Below are 20,622 nucleotides of genomic sequence, written 5' to 3'. Positions count from 1 at the left end.
GACTACCTCGTTCTGAAGGCGATGATGATAGGGATTCGCATGGCGTTGATGGCAGGCAGCAGGCCGGTCGCGAGGCCCAGAGCAAGGACGATGGCCGCCGCCTTGACCAGCACGAGCGGCGAGAAGACGAGCCCGAGGGTCGGTCCGGCAAGCACGGTCCCCAGTTTAGCCAGAGCGAGGCCCACGCTTCCGCCGATGATGAAGACGAGCAGCGTCTCGCTAAGCACCAGCGCCATGATCCTGAGACGGGAGATGCCCAGCGTCTTCAGCACGCCGATTTCGAAGGTGCGCTCGCGCACGGCGAAGACCATGGTATTTACAACAATCAGCAGCAGCGTGATGAAAGCCGCACCCGTGACGAGATCGACGATCAGACCGATATCGGCATATTGGCGCAGGAACGCTTCGAGGAACTGCTTTTCCGATTGGCTGCGTGTGGGGGCGGCAGAATTGGCGAACAGCGCATCGATGCGGGTGGCGAGTGCACCGGCCTTAACGCCATCGCGCGGGCGAACGATGAATGCATCCACCGTATCCTTGCCCCTCGCGCGGGCCGCATTGACATAGTCATAGCGTGCAATGGTGAAATATGTGTCGGTGCTGGCGCTTTCACCTTCGAAAATCCCCGCGATCTCAAAACGCCAGTCATGGCCCCCGTCCTGCCTGGCAATCTGGAACGCGGTCACGCCGATACGCTGGCCGACGCGCCAGCCTTGCGCTTCGGCCAGCGCGCGGCCGACTAGTACCCGGTCGCGCCCCTTGCCGAGCGCCTCGACCAGCGCCGGCGTCAGACCGAGCTCCTTGCCGTTGACGGCCATGAGTGCCTGCGGCTCGACGGCGCTGACCGCGATCACGTTCTTCTCGACATCCACAAAACCGCGCATGCGCGCCATGTAGCCGACTGCGGCGGCACCGGGTTCGGCGGCAATGCGGGAGAGATGCGCCCTTGGCAGGGCTTGCGTGCGTCCCGCCGCGCTCATTACGCCGATGATGTCTTCGCTGGCGGCCGAAGCCCCCTGCGAACCGGCGAGGAAGCTCGCCGTCAGGCCGTAAATGAGAAAGGCGACAGCGACGCAGACCATGAGGAGGACGGTGCGCAGCGGCTTCCGCCAGGCGTTCTTCCAGGCAAGATCGAGGAAGGTCATGAGGCGGCCCTCTTCTCTTCGACGAACTGACCCTTGTCGAGGTGCAAGGTCCGCTTGGCCGAACGCGCTGCCTGCGGGTCGTGCGTTACCATGACGATCGTCTTTTCCAGCTGACGGTTGAGGAATGAGAGCATCTCCAACACCTCGTCGGCGGATTTCCGGTCGAGATCGCCAGTCGGCTCGTCGCAGAGAAGCAGGCCGGGATCGGATACGATGGCGCGGGCGATACCGACGCGTTGCTGCTGCCCGCCGGACATCATGGAGGGATACTGCTTCTCGCGACCGGAAAGCCCGATGAGATCGAGCATTTTTCCGACCCGGTCGCGGCGTTCCCTAGCCGATAGAGGCTTCAGGAGCAGCGGCAGTTCGACGTTCTCCGCGGCGTTCAGCATCGGCAGGAGATTGTAGAACTGAAAGACGATGCCCATGTTGTGCGCCCGCCAGGTCGAGCGCGCGGCCTCGCCCATTCGGTCGAGGCGATGATTGCCTATGCTGAGGCTCCCCGCATCCGGCGCATCTATCCCGGCAAGCATGTTGAGCAGCGTCGACTTGCCCGATCCTGACGGACCCATGACCGCGACGAAATCGCCGCGCGGGATGGCTAGATCGAGCGCGGAGAAGATCGGGATCGCCTCGCCGCCTATGCGGTAGCCTTTCCGCACGCCCGCGAGAGCAATGTAAGGGTCTTGTGTCATTGCTTGGTGTCTCCAGTCTTGCTGAGAGTGTCGATGAGGGGAATGCGGATGCCCGCAGCCATGTTCGGCCGAATCCCTTCCGGCGGATCGCTGAGCGAGAGGCGCAGAGTGATCGTGCCCTTCTCGATGGAGGCGATGGGTGCGAGCCGAAGAACTTCGACGGCGAAGGGCTGATCCGGAAAACCGTCGAGAACTGCCTCGCCGTGCAGTCCAGGCCGAAGTGATGCGATGCTGGTTTCCACCACATCGGCATCGATCACCATGTTTGTCGTGTCGGCAATCGTCAGCAGGCTTTGGCTCTCGCGCACACTGTCGACGCGGGCGAGCACGGTGTCGCCTATATGAGCGTCGAGCCGGGTCACGGTCCCGGCGAAGGGCGCACGCACCGTCAGTTCCCGAACGGGCTCCTCGGCGATGCGGATGGCAAGCTCCGCGGTTGCGAGTTCCTGCCGTGCCTGGGCAACGGCGTTTTCGACGCTCTCGGCCGCGCTGCGCGCCTCCTCCAACTGCTGTTTGGAGGCAGCATCACGGGCAGCAAGCGTTGCGGTGCGGCCGAGGGCGGAACGCGCCTGGTCGAGATCGATGGTTCGGGCGGTGAGCAAAAGATCCGCCGCGACCGTGGCGGCCCTGGCCCGTTCGAGCGCGAACCAGGCTCCCGCATCGTCGAGTATCACCAGAGCTTGCCCGGCATCCACGAAATCTCCCAGTTCGATCGCGATGTTGGTGATCCTGCCTTCATATTTGGAGAAGACCATCGTGGCACGCGGTGCGATGACCGTGCCGGAGCCGGTGATCTCGCGGGCGGCGAGGGGTGGGCGGACAGCAGATTGCGCTGCTTGCTTCTCGACCTGTGGAAGGCTCGCCTGTTCGACGGGCGCGACAACAGCGTTGTCGGCCGCGCTGCCTGTCAGGCCTGTCGTCGTCAGGACCCTGTCTTCAAAACGGCGATATGCCTTTGGCGAGTAGAAAGCGACGGTGGCGACGACTAGTGCAGCCAGCGCCGACAGGCAGACGGGAAGGATGAGACGCCGGAGGTCTTTCTTCTGTATCTCGACGGTGTCCGGGGCAGATCCGAGAGATAGAGAGGTGAGCGCTGCGGCCAGTTTGCGGTCGTGTTCGGTGATCGTGTTCATGCCGCCAGTGTGATCAACCGGGCGGGAAAAGAGACCTGAAACGCGTTCCAGGCCGTGCTCGATCGCGATTTAGGCCGTGAGACTCTCAGATGGAGCCTTCTTCCGCCTCCATTCGAGCGGCGTCATTTCGGTGACGCGACGGAACTCACGGTTGAAGTTGGACTTGGCCAGGAAGCCAACGTCGAACATGATCTCGGTTACGGGCTTCTCGGTGTCTGTCAGTAGGTCGCACGCTTCTGCGATCCGGTGATCGTTGACATATTGCGAGACGTTCTTGCCCGTCGCACGGTTGATCGTCGCGGAAATCCGCCGGGCTGGAATTCCTGTCTTGCGGGCCAGCCGATCGAGATTGAGATCGACATCGCGATAGACGCGCTTCGTCTCCATCAGAACCTGAACTGCGGCGATGGTTTCCCTATCCTCCGCTATCTCCAATCTGGGAGTAATTCCGAGAGTCTGAGCGGGCCTGCCGCGGCGGCTGGCGGTCGCGACGGCAATTGACAGCAGAGCCAGCACTGCAAGGTTTGCAATGGTGACCAGCAGCGGGGTGTGGGCTCCCCGCGTCCATGCAAAATCGAAAAAGACGAAGATGTCCATCGCCGCCGACAGAAGCAGGGCAGATGCCGCGAAGAGGATTGCACGATAGGTAGATCCAGCATTCTCGAAAGGCGCAAGGCGCAGCGCATCCGCGCCCGACCGCATCAGTAGCAGTATCGCCATCGCGTAACCGACGAAGATCACTGCAATGCCGATGTCGATGGCGTCCCCCCATAGCGCGATAAGCAGCACCACGCCGGCAGCTGGAAGAAGATGCAGACCGACGCGCAGGAGGGTTGAAAGGTCACTCTTCCGGACCAGCCCGGACACGCCGCCATAGACAAGCGGCGGTACAGTTGCCGCGACGACAGGAAGGATGCGGCCAACGCCATCCACGCCGTAACCCCAACGCAGACCCAACAGCGTCGATTGAAAGGTGGCCACCAGAATCAAAGTGAGAAACGGCACATTTGGCTGCGCATCGTCGTCACGCCGGGCGACGGTGACGAAGAGAATGAGCAGCAGGATGGCGACGACGAAAGGAAGCGGGATGAAAAGCATTGGGTCTGCACAAGCCGGATGGCGAAAGACAATCGATCGGCGCCATCATGGTCCGCAGCAGAATTTTTTGCGACCTCGATTGTGTTCCAGGTCGAAAATTGCGGCAACGGCTTCGTCGACGGCCGCTGCTCACAAAAAGTCAAAGACCCAGGAATGGGATGGATTTTCGGAAGGATCGTGTGCAAAAATTCAGAAATGCAGCGTCTTTTGCGCATCGAATGGAACGCGGCGCCGTAGTCTCTCCGGCGGTCTGCCCGAGCAAGAACCCCGGCTTGTGCCGGGGTTCTTTTTGCAACGATTTCGGTGAGTTAGACCGAGTAATACATGTCGTACTCGACCGGATGCGGGGTCATTTCGAAGCGCATCACTTCGGCCATCTTGAGCTCGATGTAGCTGTCGATCTGGTCGTCGTCGAAGACGCCGCCGGCCTTCAGGAAGCCGCGGTCCTTGTCGAGGCTCTGCAGCGCTTCGCGCAGCGAGCCACAGACGGTCGGGATCTTCTTCAGTTCCTTAGGCGGCAGGTCGTAGAGATCCTTGTCCATCGGCTGTCCCGGGTGGATCTTGTTCTTGATGCCGTCGAGCCCGGCCATCAGCATGGCGGCAAAGGCGAGGTAGGGGTTGGCGCCCGGATCGGGGAAGCGGACCTCGACGCGCTTGGACTTCGGCGACGAGCCGAATGGAATGCGGCAGGAGGCAGAGCGGTTGCGGGCCGAATAGGCGAGCAGCACCGGCGCTTCATAGCCCGGCACCAGGCGCTTGTAGGAGTTTGTCAGCGGATTGGTGAAGGCGTTGATCGCCTTGGCATGCTTGATGATGCCGCCGATGTAGAACAGGCAGCTCTCCGAGAGGCCGGCATATTCATTGCCTGCGAAGGTCGGCTTGCCGCCCTTCCAGATCGACTGGTGGACGTGCATGCCCGAGCCGTTGTCGCCGAACACCGGCTTCGGCATGAAGGTGGCCGTCTTGCCGTAGGCGTTGGCGACCTGGTGCACGACATATTTGTAGATCAGCATCTTGTCGGCGTTGCGGACCAGCGTGTCGAACTTGATGCCGAGCTCGTGCTGGGCAGCGGCGACTTCGTGGTGGTGCTTTTCGACACGCACGCCCATTTCGGCGAGCACGGTCAGCATTTCAGAGCGCATGTCCTGCGCCGAGTCGATCGGCGGCACCGGGAAATAGCCACCCTTGATGCGCGGGCGGTGGCCGAGATTGCCGGTCTCGTAGTCGGTGTCGTCGTTGGACGGCAATTCGGTGGAGTCGAGCTTGAAGCCGGTGTTGTACGGATCGGCCTTGTACTTGACGTCGTCGAACACGAAGAACTCGGCTTCCGGGCCGACGAAGATCTGATCGCCGATGCCTTCCGCCTTCATATAGGCTTCAGCCTTCTTGGCGGTGCCGCGCGGGTCGCGATTGTAGGATTCTCCGGAGATCGGATCGAGGATATCGCACAGGATGACCATGGTCGACTGCGCGAAGAACGGGTCCATATGCACCGTCTCGGTGTCGGGCATCAGCACCATGTCGGACTCGTTGATCGCCTTCCAGCCGGCGATGGAGGACCCATCGAACATGACGCCGTCGGCAAACATGTCTTCCTCGACCTCAACGACATCCATCGTCACGTGCTGCAGCTTGCCCTTCGGATCTGTGAAGCGCAGGTCAACGAATTTCACGTCGTTGTCCTTGATCTGCTTCATGATGTCTTTGGCTGTCGTCATGTCATGTTTCCCTGTCTGATGACGTTTCGAGGAGATGATCTGAAATCAGAATCCTCAGACCGCGTCCATCCCTGTTTCGCCGGTGCGGATGCGCACGACTTCCTCGATGTTGGAGACGAAGATCTTGCCGTCGCCGATGCGGCCGGTCTGGGCCGCCTTGCGAATGGCTTCGATGGCGCCTTCGACCGCGTCGTCGCCGAGCACGACCTCGATCTTCACCTTGGGCAGAAAATCCACGACATATTCGGCGCCGCGATAGAGTTCGGTATGGCCCTTCTGGCGGCCAAAACCCTTGGCCTCCGTAACGGTGATGCCTTGCAGCCCGGCCTCCTGAAGCGCTTCCTTCACTTCGTCTAGCTTGAACGGCTTGATGATCGCTTCGATCTTTTTCATGTAAAAGTGGCCTCCACTGTCAAAAAAGACGGGTTGTGAGCCCCGCTTGCGCCTCTTTCAAGCACGAACTGTGCCAATTTGAGGGGATTCGAAGCGGTATCACGCGATTTCGATGCCATGCCGCGTTGAGGGCTAAATTCGCGTCATTCGCTGCATTGGCTGCGCCATGGATACTGGGAACCTACACATTGTCGGCGCTACCGTCCGCACAATAATTGGGCAGATAGAGCATTTCGCGGGCAATTGTGCTTCGACGACGCCATTGTCCCTAACGATGTGCTTATAGATCGTGCCATTTCATCGCAGTTTGCTTCGAACCTAAAACTGGACAATGTTTGACTCCAGGGATCGGGGTTTGACCACAAGGATCGGGGTTTGACCAAATGGATCGGGTTTGACCACAGGATCGGCTTGAGCCAATGCGGATCGGCATCCATGAGCAATGAAATTCTGTCTCCGGCCGAAATGGCTGAGGCCGACCGGTTGACGATTTCGGCCGGACCATTCGATGGCATTGGCTTGATGCGCAATGCGGGTGCCGCAGTCGCTGCGGTGGTGCTCGCCCATTTTCCGGCTGCCAGGCGTGTCCACGTGCTGTGCGGGCCTGGCAACAATGGCGGCGATGGCTATGTCGTCGCCCGCATTCTTGGGGACAGCGCCGTCGACGTCTTGCTGTGGGCATCCGGCTCGCCCAAAGCCGGCAGCGACGCGGCGCTCGCCGCGTCGGAATGCCGGGTCAGTCCACGGCCGTTGTCGGAATTTGCTGCCGATAAAGGTTCGATCCTGGTCGATGCGCTTTATGGGGCAGGGCTGTCCAAGCCGCTGTCCGGTGATGCCGCCAGGGCGGTCGAGGTTGCGACAGAACTGAACCTGCCTGTCGTCGCGGTCGATCTGCCCTCAGGCGTGTCAGGCGAGAGCGGCCAGATTCTCGGCCCGGCATTTCGCGCCCGAATCACGGTGACGTTTGCGCGAAAAAAGCCCGGCCATCTGCTGTTGCCGGGGCGCGAGATGTGCGGCGAGCTGGTGCTTGCCGACATCGGCATTAGCGACGATATCGTTGCGCCGCTTGAACCACTCACCTTCGAGAACATCCCGCCGCTTTGGCTCGAAAATTTCCCGGTCCCAGCCGTCGACGCGCATAAATACAGGCGCGGCCATGTCGGCGTCTTTTCCGGCGGGCCATCGGCGACCGGTGCCGCACGGCTATCGGCGCTTGCCGCGGCCAGAAGCGGGGCAGGGGCGGTGACCGTGCTGTCGCCGGCGAATGCCGTGCAGGTGAATGCCGCGCATCTGACTTCGATCATGCTGCAAAAGGCCGACAGCATCGCGGACGTGCAGGAATTCATCGACGGCCGCCGGCCATCGGCGTTCGTCCTCGGACCCGGATTTGGCGTCGGCGAAAAAACCCGCGATTTTGCCCTCGGCGTGCTGGCCGCCGGAGAGCGGCAGGACGGCAGGGTCGACGGGCTGGTGCTCGATGCCGATGGTATCAGCTCGTTTCGCGATGCGCCCAACGTTCTGTTCGAAGCCGCCCGTCGCCCGAACGCACCGGCGCTGGTGCTGACGCCGCATGAGGGCGAATTCGCCAGGCTGTTTGCGGACATCGCCGGAGACAAGACCCTGTCCAAGCTGGCCAAGGCGCGCTCTGCCGCCGCGCGCGCCGGCGCCATCGTCGTCTACAAGGGCGCGGACACGGTGATCGCGGCGCCCGATGGCCGGGCGGCGATCAACGGCAACGGCGCGCCATGGCTGGCCACCGCCGGTTCGGGCGACGTGCTGTCGGGCATCATCGCCGGGTTCCTGGCGCAAGGCATGCCGACTTTCGAAGCCGCCTGCGCGGCGGTCTGGATCCATGCTGAGGCCGGCAGCCGTTTCGGACCTGGGCTGATCGCTGAAGATCTGCCGCTGGGGCTGGTGCCGGTGCTGCGCGAGCTGGCCGAAAATCGCAACGGGATGACCGCTGAATGAACCGTCGGCTCGCCTTGATCGCCGTGATTTTCGCCAATTTTTTCTTGGCCAGCCTGGCGCGCGCCGAAGGTCCGGTGATGATCGTCGACGATCCGGCCGTGCTGGCCGGTCTCGACGCCAGGGGTTTTGATTTCGCCGGCATTTTCGATGTCGAAGGCAAGGGCGACCTGAAGACGCTCTATGACAAGGCGCCGGCCTATCATCAGATCGTCGAAACGATTGGTGGCGATGTCGCCGCGCTGCGCGCCGAGATGAAGGGTGGCGGGCGGTCGCTCTACGAAGTCACCGACGGCAATGTCGGCCGCATCATCGACATGCGCTGGCTGAAGACCGACGCCGCGCGCATTCGGCTGGTCGGTGTCGTCAACCGGCTCGATCGGCGTGATTTCGCCGAAATACGAGGCGACGGGGGCTGCGGCGAGGTCCGTTTCATCTACCGTCTTGCCTACAGCTTCAAGAAAAACGGCAAGGTTCTGGCCTCGCGCTTGCCGTTCAATTTCAATGCCATCTATAGCGTCGCGCCGGACGCCGATGGCGGCTGCGTCGGCGTTGCCGGACGCTGGACGCCGCAGCTCGATGAGACCGTCGACATCGGCTGGCTCATCGGCGGGCCGCTTGAAAAGGCCGGACTGAGCTTCAAGCAGCTCGAGCTCAACGCCCAGATGGTGCGCTTTCCCTCCGGCCAGGAGACCGAATTTGGCGGCCAGGCTGCCTACCTCATGCGGATTTTTGGCGTCGATGGAGAGACGGTCAGCGAAAAGCCGCTGGAAAACACGCCGGATGTGGCGCTGCTCTCGGAAGACGCCGCGCTGAAAGCAAAACTCGCCGACTATCTCAGCGCCAATCTCGCGGCGGTCGATCTCGGCGTCTACGAAATCCCCAATGAATTCTTGGCGAAGAAAGTCGTCTCATGGTCGACTTTCGGCAGCGCGAGGCAGGCCAATCACCCTTTCACGCCGCTGTTCCAGCCCGCGGATTTTTCCGGGCTGGACTATTCCGCGCTGAAGCTGCTGCGCACGCCGGAAGCGCTGGTCGAGCGGCTCGACAATGGCGCCTGCCAGGGTTGCCATCAGGCTGGTTCGACCGCCGGTTTCCATTTCATCGGCCTCGACGACAAGACGACATCGCCGCTGAACCGCATCGAGGTCGGCATCTCGCCGCATCTCCATGCCGAGATGCCGCGGCGCGAAGCCTGGCTGCGTGCGACCGCCGACGGCAAGGAGCCGAACCGCCTCCGCCCGCTGTCCTTCGCGCCGCCGGCCGTATGGAAAGACGCCAGCGAGGTCGCTTACGCACCGGCCGAGATGGCGATGCCATGTTTGATGCCGGAGGATGCGGCCCGCTTCGGTACGTCCTGGCAATGCGGTGGCGGCACCGTCTGCACGGCGCTGGCGACCGCATCGGGGGTGCGGACGAAACTGGCGCAATGCCTGCTGCCCAAGGACAGCGAAAAGATGTTCTCCGGCCATCCATGCCTGACCGGCTCGATCGCCAGCAACGGCACGCAGCCTTTCAATGACCGCTACAGCATTAGCGGCCAGTTCGCGGCCTTCGCCACCGACATTTCGCGCACCGCCTACACCTGCCGGCCGCCGAAGATCGGTGTGCCGGCCGGCATCGCCTATCGCGGATGCAATGACAAGGACCGTGCCTTTGCCGGCTTCAAGCCGGGCAAGCCGATGCCGAACGAGATCTGCGGGCTGGTCGGCGGCAAAAAATTCGACATCTGCGTGGCGACCAATAATTTCGACCAGTGCCTGGGCGGCGCCGTCAATCGCGGCAACCGGCCGGCTTGCTCGGCCGATCATTTCTGCCGCGAAGATTACATGTGCCAATCGCTGCCGCCCGACACGCCTGGTATCGGCAAGGTGAAAGGTGTCGGCTTCTGCTCGCCGACCTATTTTATCTTCCAGATGCGCATCGACAATCATGCCACGCCGTGGTCGGGCGCCGTCCGCGCGACGATGGGCGCAGGGTTCGGCGCCGCGGAAGCGGAGTGAGCTTTTGCTGTGGTCGCTTTCGCGACATCAGCGCCTCACAACGGAATGTTGTCGTGCTTCTTCCAGGGGTTTTGCATGTCCTTGTTGCGCAGCATGCGCAGCGCACGCGCAATGCGGCGGCGGGTCGAATGCGGCATGATCACCTCGTCGACATAGCCGCGCTCGGCGGCGACGAAGGGCGACAGGAAGCGATCCTCGTAAGCCTTTGTATGTGCTGCGATCTTCTCAGCATCGCCGATGTCCTTGCGATAGATGATCTCGACCGCGCCCCTGGCGCCCATCACTGCGATCTGCGCCGTCGGCCAGGCATAGTTCATGTCGCCGCGCAGATGCTTCGACGCCATCACGTCATAAGCGCCGCCATAGGCTTTTCGTGTGATGACGGTGATCTTCGGGACGGTCGCTTCGGCATAGGCGAACAAGAGCTTGGCGCCATGCTTGATCAGCCCGCCATATTCCTGCGCGGTGCCGGGCAGGAAGCCTGGAACGTCGACGAAGGTGACGATCGGAATCGAAAAACAGTCGCAGAAGCGTACGAACCGCGCCGCTTTGCGGCTGGCGTCCGAATCGAGCACGCCGGCCAGCACCATCGGCTGGTTGGCGACGAAGCCGACCGTGCGCCCTTCGACGCGCCCGAAGCCGGTTACGATGTTTTTTGCAAAATCCTGCTGGATCTCGAAGAAGTCACCCTCATCGGCAACTTTAAGGATCAACTCTTTGATGTCGTAAGGTTTGTTGGCGTTGTCGGGGATCAGTCGGTCGAGCGACAGATCATGATCGGTGACCGACTGATAACATTCGATCTCGGGGATTTCAGCCGTGTTGGAGGCAGGCAGCAGATCGACCAGCCGGCGCATCTGCAGCAGCGCCTCGACGTCATTGTCGTAAGCGCCATCGGCGATCGACGACTTCGTCGTGTGGACGAAGGCGCCGCCGAGGCTCTCGGCGGTTACCGTCTCGTTGGTGACGGTCTTCACCACGTCCGGGCCGGTGACGAACATGTAGGAGGTGCCGCGCACCATGAAGATGAAGTCGGTCATTGCCGGCGAATAGACGTCGCCGCCGGCGCAAGGGCCCATGATCACTGAAATCTGCGGGATGACGCCGGAGGCGAGCACATTGCGCTGGAAGATCTCGGCATAGCCGCCAAGTGCTGCCACGCCTTCCTGGATGCGGGCGCCGCCGGCGTCGTAGAGGCCGATGATCGGTGCGCGGTTGCGCAGCGCCATCTCCTGCACCTTGACCACCTTTTCGGCGTGGGCCTCGGACAGCGAGCCGCCGAACACAGTAAAGTCCTTGGCGAAGACATAGACCGGCCGGCCGTTGACGGTACCCCAGCCGGTGACGACGCCGTCGCCGGCGATCTTGGTTTTCTCCATGCCGAAATCGGTCGAGCGATGCTCGACATACATGTCGAACTCCTCGAACGAGCCTTCGTCGAGAAAGACGTCGATGCGTTCGCGCGCGGTGAGCTTGCCCTTCTTGTGCTGAGCGTCGATACGGGCCTTGCCGCCGCCCATACGCGCCATGGCGCGGCGGCGCTCGAGTTCCTTCAGCACGTCCTTCATCGCTCGGTCCCCAAAACGGAAAGCTGATTTGTGGTAATCATGGCGGTAAGCGAGCGCAAGCGCCGCTTTTCGCGTCGGTCTCGATAGGCTGGCGGGCACCCGGATCGAACGGGGAACAAACAGCCTTCAACAGCGAAACTTCTTGGCAGGCATTCGCCGGATATGGCAAACTAAACTCATGAAGAACCGCATAGAAATATCCGAGGATTTGAACCGCCGGATCGACATGTTGGCCTCGCGCTCAACCCTGACTCGCGATCAGATCATTGAGGACGCATTGTCCCATGGCCGTTCTCTGGCGTGGCAGGAAAAGTGGATCGCCGGTGTTCAGGCGGGGATCGAGGCCGCCGACCGCGGAGACTTCGCAAACGAAGAAGAGATCGCGGCGGTTCTCAACAAATATGGTCAGGCATAGCGGTCGGTGCGAATTGTCTGGACCCGACACTATCTGATCGAGCTTGCATCAATCGGCGACTACATCGGCCAGCATAACCCGCGTGCTGCCGCCCGCCTCGTTAATGACATTCATTCAAAGACGGCTCGGCTGTTGTCCGCGAATCCGTTTATCGGACGTGTCGGCGAGATCAACGGCACTCGTGAACTGGTGATTTCCGGCACACCCTACGTCGTTGCGTATCGGGTGAAAGACACTCAAATAGAGTTCTGTTCGTCCAGCATGGGGCGAGGGAATGGCCGCGAGAAGCTTGAGCAGACCTTCACGGCTGCTCGTCGTGGCTGTTTTTGCTGCGCTGCAACATAACGGCCCTTGCATTTCGTGGCGAACTGGGCCATATGCGGCGGCATAGGCGCTTGGGCCGGGACCTATCCGGCCTTCTCGACGAATGAGACTGGTTGCGTCTGTTTTCCCTCTTTCCGGCACATCGGCAAGGCGGCGAAAAAGCCCCGTGGCATGATGCCTGCGGGCACGACAGCGCAGCCGTGCGGACGATAACGTCCGCCCGCCTTGTCGTTTCATGACAGTTTTTCGACGGCAGGTTGCGCCCTGCCGCCATTGATGTTTGCGGCCAGGAGCCGCGTGAAAGAAGAATATTTTGAACAACGAAAACACTTTGACCGGTAACGACAATCTGACCGGTAAGAACACTGGCGAGCTTTCGGGATTCGCAGCGCTTGGAATTACGGGCGCGCTGCTCAAGGCCACCCATGGCGCAGGCTTCACCGATCCGAAGCCGATCCAGGCCCAGGCGATCCCGCCGCAGCTGGAAGGCCGTGACATTTTCGGCATCGCCCAGACTGGTTCGGGCAAGACCGCGGCGTTCGCGCTGCCGATCCTTTCGAAGATCATCGCTCTCGGCACCAAGCGCCGGCCGAAGACCGCTCGTGCGCTGATCCTGGCACCGACGCGTGAACTCGCCGTGCAGATCGAAGAGATGATCAAGCTCCTCGCCAAGGGCGCGCATGTCTCGACAGCACTCGTGCTTGGCGGCGTCTCGCGCTTCAGCCAGGTGAAGAAGATCGCTCCCGGCGTCGACATTTTGATTGCCACGCCCGGCAGGCTGACCGATCTGGTGCGTGAGGGCGACCTCGTGCTTGCCGACACCAAATGGCTGGTGCTCGACGAAGGCGACCGCATGCTCGACATGGGCTTCATCAACGACGTCAAGCGCATCGCCAGGGCGACCGCGCCGGACCGTCAGACGGTGCTGTTCTCGGCGACCATGCCGGCCGAAATCGCCGAGCTGGCGAAAGGCCTGCTGAAGAACCCGATCCGCGTCGAAGTGGCGCCGCACAGCACTGCGGCGGCCGAGATCGTGCAGGGCGTCGTCTTTGCCCGTACCAAACAGAAGCGCCAGGTTCTGGCGACGATGCTCGCCGACGAGGCGATGAAGTCCGTCATCATCTTTTCGCGCACCAAGCATGGCGCCGACAGGGTGACCAAGGATCTCGAGCGCGATGGCTTCAAGGTCGCCGTCATCCACGGCAACAAGTCGCAGAACGCCCGCCAGAAGGCGCTGAACGATTTCCGCGAGGGTTCGGTGCGCATTCTTGTGGCGACCGATATCGCGGCGCGCGGCATCGACGTGCCCGGCATCAGCCATGTGGTGAATTTCGACCTGCCGGACGAGGCGGAGAGCTATGTCCACCGCATCGGCCGCACCGGCCGTAACGGCATGGACGGCATCGCCATCACGCTTTGCGACCCGTCCGAGAACAGCAAGCTGCGTCAGGTCGAGCGCATCATCCGCACCAAGCTGCCAATCGTTGCCGACCATCTCGGCAGTCCCGACCCGCAGCGCAATCCTGCCGAAAAGAACGAGCGCAGCTTCGAGCCGGCCAACGACCGTAATGGTCGTCGCGACGGCAGGCGGCCGGGCGGCCACAACAACGGCAACAAGCGCTTCGGCGACAAGCCGGCCTTTGCCGGCGAACGCAAGCCGGAGGGCGCCAAGGCGTTCAAGGGCAACAACAAGCGTCGTTTCGGCGGCAAGCGGCCAGCAGCGCGGGCTGCGTAATCAGATAGCGCATCCGGCCCGCGCCTGTCGGGTCGGCTGCTCACAATGAAAAAGGCGATCGGAGCGATGCTTCGGTCGCCTTTTTCGCCAGAAATCTACTTCACCACCGCCTGTACCCAGACGACAATGCGCTGGGCGAGGAAAGCTGTGGTTGCTGGCGACAGCGCGTCTCCGGCAATGACATGGTTGTCCCGATCGCCGGTATCGTCGACCGGCACCAGTTCGTGCGCCGCGCCCCAGCGCCCGGCGATGTCACGGGTGCGGTCCGGCCGCACGATCCTGTCCGAATCGGAAAGGATGAAGAGGGCAGGGATGGTCGCCTTCTCCACCGGCGCGCCATAGGCCAGCTCGGTCAGCGCCACCATCGGCAGCGTCGCCGCGATCGGATAGCGCCAGGTCCAGAATTTCTCGTGCAGCGCATTGCGCGGCACGAAGCTGCGGTCCTTGCCGGCAACCAGCTCGGCGATCTCTCGGCCCCACGGCATGGTCAGAAGTTCGGCGCCGGAAGCCTTGACGCCGAAATTCGGCGAGATGAACGCTATTGCCGCCACCCCGTCGGATGCGCCCGGCTGCGTCGCCGCCCAGGCTGCCAGCGAGCCGCCGGTCGAGGTGGCGATGACGATCACCTTGTCGCCGATCGCTCGGCCGATGGCGAGCGCTTCCTCATAGTCGTTGATCCAGGCGTTGACGCTGCCGTCCGCCATTGCGGCGCCGCCCTGTCCGTGGCCGGTGAGACGGGTGTAGTAAAGATTGGCGTCGAGCTGGTCGGCCACCTCGTCGGGAAGCGGCCGAACCTCGCCCTTCGACGCCGAAAAGCCGTGGATATAGACGATCGACAGCGGCGTCCTGGCGTGAACCATCGGATTGGCCCAGATGATTTCCTTTTCCAGCCCGTCGTGGATATCAGGTACGGCCGCCTCTTTGCGTGTCAGATAGGCTTGCGGGTCATCGCCGATCACGGAAGGATCGAAGCGGATCGTGATGTCGGCTGGGACGCGCGGGCCAAAGACGTAGGCAAGGACGAGAATGACGGCGAGAGCCAATATCGCAAGCACGATCCGTCGCCCCATCGCAGACTCCATGCAATAAATCTCAGCCTATGACCACGATGGCAAACAGGCAACGACGTCCCGCCGGCGGCGGGATCGCCAACTTTGATGGCCGATCTATTCGCTCGGCGGCTTTCGGTCGAAATTAAGCGGACGCGCCGTCCAGCGGGTCGCGGTGCTGATGACCCATCGGCAGAACGGTCTCGGCAGGATTCTGAGCAGCTTCAGGCCCCAGCTCAAGCGCCACGGGAAGGTGACTTCGAAGCCGCCGGACTTGATGCCGCGCGCCATGCGGCGCGAGGCGCGATTGACCGGCATCAGCCCGGGCATCGGCAGCAAATTCTTCTCGGTCAGCGGGGTGTCGACGAAGCCCGGGTTTATCACCTGGATGCGGACGTTCATCTTGTCGAAATCGTACTTCAGCGATTCGGCGAGGATATTGATCGCCGCCTTGGTGCCGCCATAGGCGGCCGTGGTCGGCCAGCCGAAATAGGCAGTGACCGAACCGACCAGGACGATATGGCCGCGCGCGCGGACGCGCATGCGCTCGATGACCGGCACCAGGCCGTGGATGATGCCGAAATAATTGACATCGAAGGACTGGCGAAATCCACGGACGGTGAGGTCTTCGCCGGCGGTCGCAATATAGCTCCCGGCATTGAACACGGCCAAGACGATCGGGCCGAGATCCTTCTCGATCGCCGCGACCGTCCTTGCCATGCGGTTCTCGTCGGTGACGTCGCAAGGATAGGCCGTGACGTGGCCCGGCATCTGCACCGTCTCGACAACAAGCGTGTCGATCGGATCGTCGTCGAGCGCCGTCACCGCGACGACATAGCCTTGCGCCGCAAGGTCCTTGGCCAGTGAACGGCCGATGCCGCTGCTGCCGCCGGTAATCCAGGCGACGCCGTGCTTCGGGTCGGCCCGATAGAGTGTCATGCTATGCCCTGCGACTTTTTCTTAGCCTGTGCTCTAGCGGTGAAGAAATCGGATGAAAAGAGCGCTTTTCAATGGTGAGCTTCAATGATTGGCGCAACGCAACGTCTGTTTTAGGAAATTGCAGCCCGGAAATGCTGCTGGACCAGGCAAATTCTTGCCTTGAAACCCAAGCTTCGGGTTTCTAGGGTTCGGCCGCAAGCATAAAGGAATCTCCATGCCCCGTTCTGTGATCGAAGCGATCGGCAATACGCCTCTGATCCGCCTCAACAAAGCCTCGGAAGAAACCGGCTGCGAGATCCTAGGCAAGGCCGAATTCATGAATCCGGGCCAGTCGGTCAAGGACCGTGCCGCGCTGTTCATCATCCGCGACGCCGAGCAGCGCGGACTTTTGAGGCCGGGCGGGGTGATTGTCGAGGGGACGGCCGGCAACACCGGCATCGGATTGACGTTGGTCGCCAAGGCGCTTGGCTACCGCACCGTAATCGTCATCCCGGAGACGCAAAGCCAGGAGAAGAAGGACACGATCAGATTGCTTGGCGCCGAGCTGATCGAGGTGCCTGCCGTTCCCTACAAGAACCCCAACAATTATGTGAAACTGTCGGGCCGTCTGGCCGAGCAGATGGCCCGGTCCGAGCCGAACGGCGCGATCTGGGCCAATCAGTTCGACAACGTCGCCAACCGTGATGGCCATACCCGCACCACGGCGGAAGAAATCTGGGCCCAGACCGGCGGCAAGGTCGACGGTTTCGTCTCGGCGGTCGGCTCCGGCGGAACACTGGCAGGGGTCGCCTTCGGGCTCAAGGCCAGGAGCAAGGACGTCAAGATCGCGCTCGCCGATCCGCTCGGTGCGGCGCTCTACAGTTTCTACACCAGCGGCGAGCTGAAATCCGAAGGCAGCTCGATCACCGAAGGCATCGGGCAGGGGCGGGTCACCGCCAATCTGGAAGGGTTCACGCCGGATTTCTCCTTCCAGATTCCGGACGAGGATGCACTGCCGATCGTCTTCGACCTGATCCAGGAGGAAGGCCTGTGCGTCGGCGGCTCGACCGGCATCAACATTGCCGGCGCGATCCGGCTGGCACGTGAGATGGGTCCCGGCCATACCATCGTGACCGTGCTTTGCGACTACGGCACGCGCTATCAGTCGAAATTGTTCAACCCGGAATTCCTGCGTCAAAAGCAGCTGCCGGTGCCGGGCTGGATGGAACAGCGGAGCACAATCTCGGTGCCGTTCGAAAAGGTTGGGTGATGGCTTACAGGACGGATGCCCTGTTTCGCGACGACGCCTATCTCAGGACGGCTGATGCCGTGGTTGTCGCCGTCAACGACCGTGGCGGCATCATTCTGGACCGGACGATCTTCTATGCCACGTCGGGCGGGCAGCCTGGCGATACGGGCACCCTCGAACGCGCCGACGGCAGCCTGATCCCTGTTGCCGCCACCATCACCGGTGAGACCAAGGATGACATCATCCATGTGCCGCCGCCTGAGCAGGCGGTGCCTGAGGTCGGTGAGCCGGTAAAGCTTGCCCTCGATTGGCAGAGGCGGCATCTGCTGATGCGCATGCACACAGCCTGCCACTTGCTTACCGTCGTCTGCCCGTTCCCGATCACCGGTGCCTCGGTTTCCGAGGACGACAGCCGTATCGATTTCGATATTCCGGATGCCGGCTTCACCAGGGAAGACGTGACGGCCCGGCTGATGGAATTGGTGCGGGCCGACCACCCGGTCTTTGTCAGGCTGATCACCGACGAGGAGTTGGCGGCCAATCGGGGACTGGTGAAATCGAAGAATGTTCGGCCGCCGGTCGGCACGGGCAAGATCCGCTTGGTCTGCATTGGCGAGAACGCCTCGATCGACAGCCAGCCTTGCGGCGGCACTCATGTGAAGAGCACTGGAGAAGTCGGCGAGATCCATATCGGCAAGATCGAGAAGAAGGGTCGCGAGAACCGGCGCTTCCGAATACGCTTTGGACCAATGCCGCCGGCCTGATAAACAGCCGGCCTGATAAACAGATTATCGAAGGCGGGCAGGAGAAGAACAATGGCCGAAGACAGCCCTTTCACCATCGATGCGGACTGGTTGCAGAAGCGCCTCGGCGAGCCTGGCCTGACCATCGTCGACGCGTCCTGGTATTTGCCGGCGCAGAAACGCGACGCGCGCGCCGAATATGACGCAGCGCACATTCCGGGCGCCCGTTTCCTGGATCACGATGCGATCTCGGATCCTGATTCCCCACTGCCGCACACACTGCCGTCGCCGCAGCATTTCGCCCAATATGTCGGCGCCATGGGCATTTCGGCCGACGACACCATCGTTGTCTATGACGGCCCGGGCTTCTTCTCGGCGCCGCGCGCCTGGTGGATGTTCCGTGTCATGGGGGTGTTCCAGGTCTACATATTGGACGGCGGCTTCGATCGCTGGAAAGCGGCTGGACGGCCGGTGACGGCGGAGCCGACGAAGATCGCGCCTTGCGTGTTCCATGCCGACTTCGATGCCGCTCGCGTCGCCAGCCTGGCCGACATGCGCCGGATCGTCGAGACCGGAGAAAGCCAGATCGCCGACGCGCGTTCGCCTGGCCGGTTTGCCGGTACCGAGCCGGAGCCTCGCGCCGGCGTCCGCTCGGGTCATATGCCCGGCGCGCGCAATGCGCCGTTTTCGGCGCTTGCCGAGGATGGCGAGTTGCTGTCGAAAGACCGGTTGCGCAAGGTGATCGAGGACGCCGGCATCGACCTGTCAAAGCCGGTCGTCACCTCTTGCGGCTCAGGCGTTACGGCGGCGGCGATCACGCTGGCGCTCGAGACGCTAGGCCACACCGACAACAGGCTCTACGACGGTTCATGGACCGAATGGGGTGGGCTTGGCGATACGCCCGTCGTGACGGGCAAGGACTGACTGCGATGGAAAACGGCGCGCTTGAAGACATCGAGGTCACGGTGACGTTTCTCGAAATGCATGCGCCGCCGGCCTATTCGCCGCCGCTGCCGTACAACCGCCAGATCGCATTGCTGAAAACCAAGGACATTCCGCTGCATTTCTACCGCTATTTGATGGATCGGGTGGGCCGCAAATGGCACTGGGTCAACGTGCTGAGGCTGAGCGACGAGGAGCTTTCTGCCGGGATCCACCGCGAGGACCGGGACATCAGGGTGCTGTATCTCGACGGCTCGCCGGCCGGCTTTTTCGACCTGAAGCCGCATCTGCCGGGAGAAGTGGAACTGGCCTATTTTGGCATGATGGAGCACGCCACCGGCCAAGGCATCGGCCGCTGGTTCCTGGGTGCGGCGATCGACGCCGCCTGGTCGCACGGACCAAGGCGGGTGACGGTGCAGACCTGCACGCTCGACCATCCAGCGGCATTGCCGCTGTATCAGAAGCTCGGCTTTGAACCGGTCGCGCAAAAGAAGGAGATGGTGCATCCAATGACCTTCGCCGAACGTGCGGCCAGCGTCATGCGGCCATGATTTTCTCCGCAGACTGAATTTCATCGATGCTTCAGCTCGGAGGCAAACTGTTGGAGCGTTCGCCACGCATCCAAGGGAACGCGTGGCGCTCGAAATGGCGATGGGAGGATCAATGATGATTCGGGTGGTGATGGCCGGTGCGACCGGCTGGGTCGGCAAGGCACTGGTTCCGGCGATCGGGGCGCAAGGCGACATGGCGCTGGCCGCGGCCGTGTCACGCAGCGGCGCTGGGCAGGATTCCGGCCTGCTGGTCGGCCTGCCGGCAAACGGCATCATCGTTGCCGCCTCGCTGGCCGAGGCAATGGAGGTGCCGTCGGACGTGCTGGTCGACTACACCAAACCGCATGTCGTGAAGGACCACGCGCTGCTGGCCATCGAAAACGGACGGCACGTGGTGATCGGCACCTCGGGGCTGGGTGCGACCGATTTCGGCGAGATCGATGCTGCAGCCCGCGCCAACCGTGTCGGCGTCATTGCCGCAGGCAATTTTTCGATCACCGCCACGCTGATGAAGCGGTTTGCCCTGATCGCGGCGAAATACGTGCCGGATGTCGAGGTCATCGACTATGCCAGCGCCAGGAAACCCGACGCGCCGTCCGGCACGGCGCGCGAGCTTGCCGAAGTGCTGGCCGAAGTCCGCAAGGCTTCGACCGCGCGGCCGGTCTCGGAGGTCTCCGGTGTGCCGGGAACGCGCGGTGCGGCGGTTGGCACGGGTGAGGGGGTGCAGGTGCATGCGCTTCGCCTGCCTTCCTACATCCTGTCCTGCGAAGCGCTGTTCGGCCTGCCCGACGAGCGGCTGACCATCCGCCACGACGCCGGCTCGTCCGCTGCCCCTTATGTGGCCGGCACGCTGCTCGCTATCCGGCGGGTACAGGAGATCACAGGGCTGGTGCGCGGTCTCGACGCGCTGATGGACTGATCCAGATTGGCAGGAATCGGGTGGGAAGCGCTGGCGCAGCGACGTAATTTCCGGTCGAC

The 20,622-nt window shown here is 62.3% G+C and carries 20 protein-coding genes; 11 read left to right on the top strand and 9 right to left on the bottom strand.

Annotation, left to right across the window (positions count from 1 at the left end):
• Positions 1-2 precede the first annotated feature (2 nt).
• The 4 genes from AC0L2B_RS18250 to AC0L2B_RS18235 form a co-directional block, all read right to left on the bottom strand.
• On the bottom strand, positions 3-1,145 hold the full coding sequence (locus tag AC0L2B_RS18250) for an ABC transporter permease (protein WP_473746336.1): 1,143 nt from the start codon (positions 1,143-1,145) through the stop codon (positions 3-5).
• The gene (locus AC0L2B_RS18245; RefSeq protein ID WP_473746335.1) at positions 1,142-1,840 is read right to left on the bottom strand and encodes an ABC transporter ATP-binding protein; all 699 of its coding nucleotides are present in this window, start codon (positions 1,838-1,840) and stop codon (positions 1,142-1,144) included. The genes AC0L2B_RS18250 and AC0L2B_RS18245 overlap by 4 nt, the downstream gene beginning before the upstream one ends.
• On the bottom strand, positions 1,837-2,973 hold the full coding sequence (locus tag AC0L2B_RS18240; protein WP_473746334.1) for an efflux RND transporter periplasmic adaptor subunit: 1,137 nt from the start codon (positions 2,971-2,973) through the stop codon (positions 1,837-1,839). Before AC0L2B_RS18240 ends, AC0L2B_RS18245 begins: the two co-directional genes overlap by 4 nt.
• A 69-nt stretch (positions 2,974-3,042) precedes the next feature.
• Positions 3,043-4,071 carry a helix-turn-helix domain-containing protein gene (locus AC0L2B_RS18235; protein WP_473746333.1) on the bottom strand — a complete coding sequence of 343 codons (1,029 nt, stop codon included), beginning with the start codon at positions 4,069-4,071 and terminating at the stop codon, positions 3,043-3,045.
• An 18-nt stretch (positions 4,072-4,089) separates the two neighbouring features.
• Here AC0L2B_RS18235 and AC0L2B_RS18230 point away from each other — a divergent pair, with 18 nt between their 5' ends.
• Entirely contained in the window at positions 4,090-4,308 is a 219-nt protein-coding gene (locus tag AC0L2B_RS18230) for a hypothetical protein (RefSeq protein WP_473746332.1), read from the top strand.
• A 71-nt stretch (positions 4,309-4,379) separates the two neighbouring features.
• On the opposite strand, the gene glnA is transcribed toward AC0L2B_RS18230, so the two are convergent.
• Together glnA and AC0L2B_RS18220 are read right to left on the bottom strand one after the other, a co-directional pair.
• Positions 4,380-5,789: a type I glutamate--ammonia ligase gene (gene glnA / locus AC0L2B_RS18225; protein WP_023799265.1), complete on the bottom strand. Its 1,410-nt coding sequence runs from the start codon at positions 5,787-5,789 to the stop codon at positions 4,380-4,382.
• A 54-nt stretch (positions 5,790-5,843) separates the two neighbouring features.
• On the bottom strand, positions 5,844-6,182 hold the full coding sequence (locus AC0L2B_RS18220) for a P-II family nitrogen regulator (protein WP_006205430.1): 339 nt from the start codon (positions 6,180-6,182) through the stop codon (positions 5,844-5,846).
• Between the two features lie 435 nt (positions 6,183-6,617).
• Here AC0L2B_RS18220 and AC0L2B_RS18215 point away from each other — a divergent pair, with 435 nt between their 5' ends.
• Both AC0L2B_RS18215 and AC0L2B_RS18210 read left to right on the top strand, forming a co-directional pair.
• Complete coding sequence (locus AC0L2B_RS18215; protein ID WP_473746331.1) at positions 6,618-8,150, top strand: NAD(P)H-hydrate dehydratase; 1,533 nt, start codon at positions 6,618-6,620, stop codon at positions 8,148-8,150.
• Positions 8,147-10,150, top strand: a complete 2,004-nt coding sequence (locus AC0L2B_RS18210; protein ID WP_473746330.1) for a hypothetical protein — start codon at positions 8,147-8,149, stop codon at positions 10,148-10,150. The genes AC0L2B_RS18215 and AC0L2B_RS18210 overlap by 4 nt, the downstream gene beginning before the upstream one ends.
• 35 nt (positions 10,151-10,185) lie before the next feature.
• Here the strand turns inward: AC0L2B_RS18210 and AC0L2B_RS18205 are convergent, their stop codons facing one another.
• Positions 10,186-11,718 (bottom strand): acyl-CoA carboxylase subunit beta, encoded by a 1,533-nt coding sequence (locus tag AC0L2B_RS18205; protein ID WP_287327910.1) that lies wholly within the window; start codon positions 11,716-11,718, stop codon positions 10,186-10,188.
• Positions 11,719-11,896: 178 nt separating this feature from the next.
• On the opposite strand from AC0L2B_RS18205, the gene AC0L2B_RS18200 reads away from it, so the two are divergent.
• The 3 genes from AC0L2B_RS18200 (at position 11,897) to AC0L2B_RS18190 (ending at position 14,192) form a co-directional block, all read left to right on the top strand.
• Positions 11,897-12,133 (top strand): transcriptional regulator, encoded by a 237-nt coding sequence (locus AC0L2B_RS18200; protein ID WP_473608521.1) that lies wholly within the window; start codon positions 11,897-11,899, stop codon positions 12,131-12,133.
• A 6-nt stretch (positions 12,134-12,139) separates the two neighbouring features.
• On the top strand, positions 12,140-12,478 hold the full coding sequence (locus tag AC0L2B_RS18195; protein WP_473746329.1) for a type II toxin-antitoxin system RelE/ParE family toxin: 339 nt from the start codon (positions 12,140-12,142) through the stop codon (positions 12,476-12,478).
• A gap of 292 nt (positions 12,479-12,770) precedes the next feature.
• Complete coding sequence (locus tag AC0L2B_RS18190) at positions 12,771-14,192, top strand: DEAD/DEAH box helicase (RefSeq protein WP_473746328.1); 1,422 nt, start codon at positions 12,771-12,773, stop codon at positions 14,190-14,192.
• 95 nt (positions 14,193-14,287) lie between these two features.
• On the opposite strand, the gene AC0L2B_RS18185 is transcribed toward AC0L2B_RS18190, so the two are convergent.
• Both AC0L2B_RS18185 and AC0L2B_RS18180 read right to left on the bottom strand, forming a co-directional pair.
• Complete coding sequence (locus AC0L2B_RS18185) at positions 14,288-15,262, bottom strand: alpha/beta hydrolase (protein WP_473746327.1); 975 nt, start codon at positions 15,260-15,262, stop codon at positions 14,288-14,290.
• Positions 15,263-15,358: 96 nt separating this feature from the next.
• A complete protein-coding gene (locus AC0L2B_RS18180) occupies positions 15,359-16,180 on the bottom strand; it encodes an SDR family oxidoreductase (protein WP_473587206.1) in 822 nt (273 codons plus the stop codon).
• 214 nt (positions 16,181-16,394) lie between these two features.
• On the opposite strand from AC0L2B_RS18180, the gene AC0L2B_RS18175 reads away from it, so the two are divergent.
• The 5 genes from AC0L2B_RS18175 to dapB all read left to right on the top strand — a co-directional run bounded on the left by AC0L2B_RS18175 (position 16,395) and on the right by dapB (position 20,563).
• The gene (locus AC0L2B_RS18175; RefSeq protein ID WP_473494199.1) at positions 16,395-17,429 is read left to right on the top strand and encodes a cysteine synthase A; all 1,035 of its coding nucleotides are present in this window, start codon (positions 16,395-16,397) and stop codon (positions 17,427-17,429) included.
• Positions 17,429-18,172 (top strand): alanyl-tRNA editing protein, encoded by a 744-nt coding sequence (locus AC0L2B_RS18170; protein ID WP_473587204.1) that lies wholly within the window; start codon positions 17,429-17,431, stop codon positions 18,170-18,172. Before AC0L2B_RS18175 ends, AC0L2B_RS18170 begins: the two co-directional genes overlap by 1 nt.
• Positions 18,173-18,223: 51 nt before the next feature.
• Positions 18,224-19,075: a 3-mercaptopyruvate sulfurtransferase gene (gene sseA, locus AC0L2B_RS18165; protein ID WP_473587203.1), complete on the top strand. Its 852-nt coding sequence runs from the start codon at positions 18,224-18,226 to the stop codon at positions 19,073-19,075.
• A gap of 5 nt (positions 19,076-19,080) precedes the next feature.
• Positions 19,081-19,644 carry a GNAT family N-acetyltransferase gene (locus tag AC0L2B_RS18160; protein WP_027154015.1) on the top strand — a complete coding sequence of 188 codons (564 nt, stop codon included), beginning with the start codon at positions 19,081-19,083 and terminating at the stop codon, positions 19,642-19,644.
• A gap of 112 nt (positions 19,645-19,756) precedes the next feature.
• On the top strand, positions 19,757-20,563 hold the full coding sequence (gene dapB / locus AC0L2B_RS18155) for a 4-hydroxy-tetrahydrodipicolinate reductase (protein ID WP_473587202.1): 807 nt from the start codon (positions 19,757-19,759) through the stop codon (positions 20,561-20,563).
• Positions 20,564-20,622: the final 59 nt, after the last annotated feature.

The organism is Mesorhizobium sp. WSM4815 (genome assembly GCF_055811575.1).
This window is presented reverse-complemented; position numbering and strand designations above follow the sequence as displayed.

What these genes read in the sequence shown, in the direction of transcription:
- AC0L2B_RS18250 (WP_473746336.1), bottom strand. Translation starts at nt 1,145, where the DNA reads ATGACCTTCCTCGATCTTGCCTGGAAGAACGCCTGGCGGAAGCCGCTG.
- AC0L2B_RS18245 (WP_473746335.1), bottom strand. Translation starts at nt 1,840, where the DNA reads ATGACACAAGACCCTTACATTGCTCTCGCGGGCGTGCGGAAAGGCTAC.
- AC0L2B_RS18240 (WP_473746334.1), bottom strand. Translation starts at nt 2,973, where the DNA reads ATGAACACGATCACCGAACACGACCGCAAACTGGCCGCAGCGCTCACC.
- AC0L2B_RS18235 (WP_473746333.1), bottom strand. Translation starts at nt 4,071, where the DNA reads ATGCTTTTCATCCCGCTTCCTTTCGTCGTCGCCATCCTGCTGCTCATT.
- AC0L2B_RS18230 (WP_473746332.1), top strand. Translation starts at nt 4,090, where the DNA reads ATGGCGAAAGACAATCGATCGGCGCCATCATGGTCCGCAGCAGAATTT.
- glnA (WP_023799265.1), bottom strand. Translation starts at nt 5,789, where the DNA reads ATGACGACAGCCAAAGACATCATGAAGCAGATCAAGGACAACGACGTG.
- AC0L2B_RS18220 (WP_006205430.1), bottom strand. Translation starts at nt 6,182, where the DNA reads ATGAAAAAGATCGAAGCGATCATCAAGCCGTTCAAGCTAGACGAAGTG.
- AC0L2B_RS18215 (WP_473746331.1), top strand. Translation starts at nt 6,618, where the DNA reads ATGAGCAATGAAATTCTGTCTCCGGCCGAAATGGCTGAGGCCGACCGG.
- AC0L2B_RS18210 (WP_473746330.1), top strand. Translation starts at nt 8,147, where the DNA reads ATGAACCGTCGGCTCGCCTTGATCGCCGTGATTTTCGCCAATTTTTTC.
- AC0L2B_RS18205 (WP_287327910.1), bottom strand. Translation starts at nt 11,718, where the DNA reads ATGAAGGACGTGCTGAAGGAACTCGAGCGCCGCCGCGCCATGGCGCGT.
- AC0L2B_RS18200 (WP_473608521.1), top strand. Translation starts at nt 11,897, where the DNA reads ATGAAGAACCGCATAGAAATATCCGAGGATTTGAACCGCCGGATCGAC.
- AC0L2B_RS18185 (WP_473746327.1), bottom strand. Translation starts at nt 15,262, where the DNA reads ATGGGGCGACGGATCGTGCTTGCGATATTGGCTCTCGCCGTCATTCTC.
- AC0L2B_RS18180 (WP_473587206.1), bottom strand. Translation starts at nt 16,180, where the DNA reads ATGACACTCTATCGGGCCGACCCGAAGCACGGCGTCGCCTGGATTACC.
- AC0L2B_RS18175 (WP_473494199.1), top strand. Translation starts at nt 16,395, where the DNA reads ATGCCCCGTTCTGTGATCGAAGCGATCGGCAATACGCCTCTGATCCGC.
- AC0L2B_RS18170 (WP_473587204.1), top strand. Translation starts at nt 17,429, where the DNA reads ATGGCTTACAGGACGGATGCCCTGTTTCGCGACGACGCCTATCTCAGG.
- sseA (WP_473587203.1), top strand. Translation starts at nt 18,224, where the DNA reads ATGGCCGAAGACAGCCCTTTCACCATCGATGCGGACTGGTTGCAGAAG.
- AC0L2B_RS18160 (WP_027154015.1), top strand. Translation starts at nt 19,081, where the DNA reads ATGGAAAACGGCGCGCTTGAAGACATCGAGGTCACGGTGACGTTTCTC.
- dapB (WP_473587202.1), top strand. Translation starts at nt 19,757, where the DNA reads ATGATGATTCGGGTGGTGATGGCCGGTGCGACCGGCTGGGTCGGCAAG.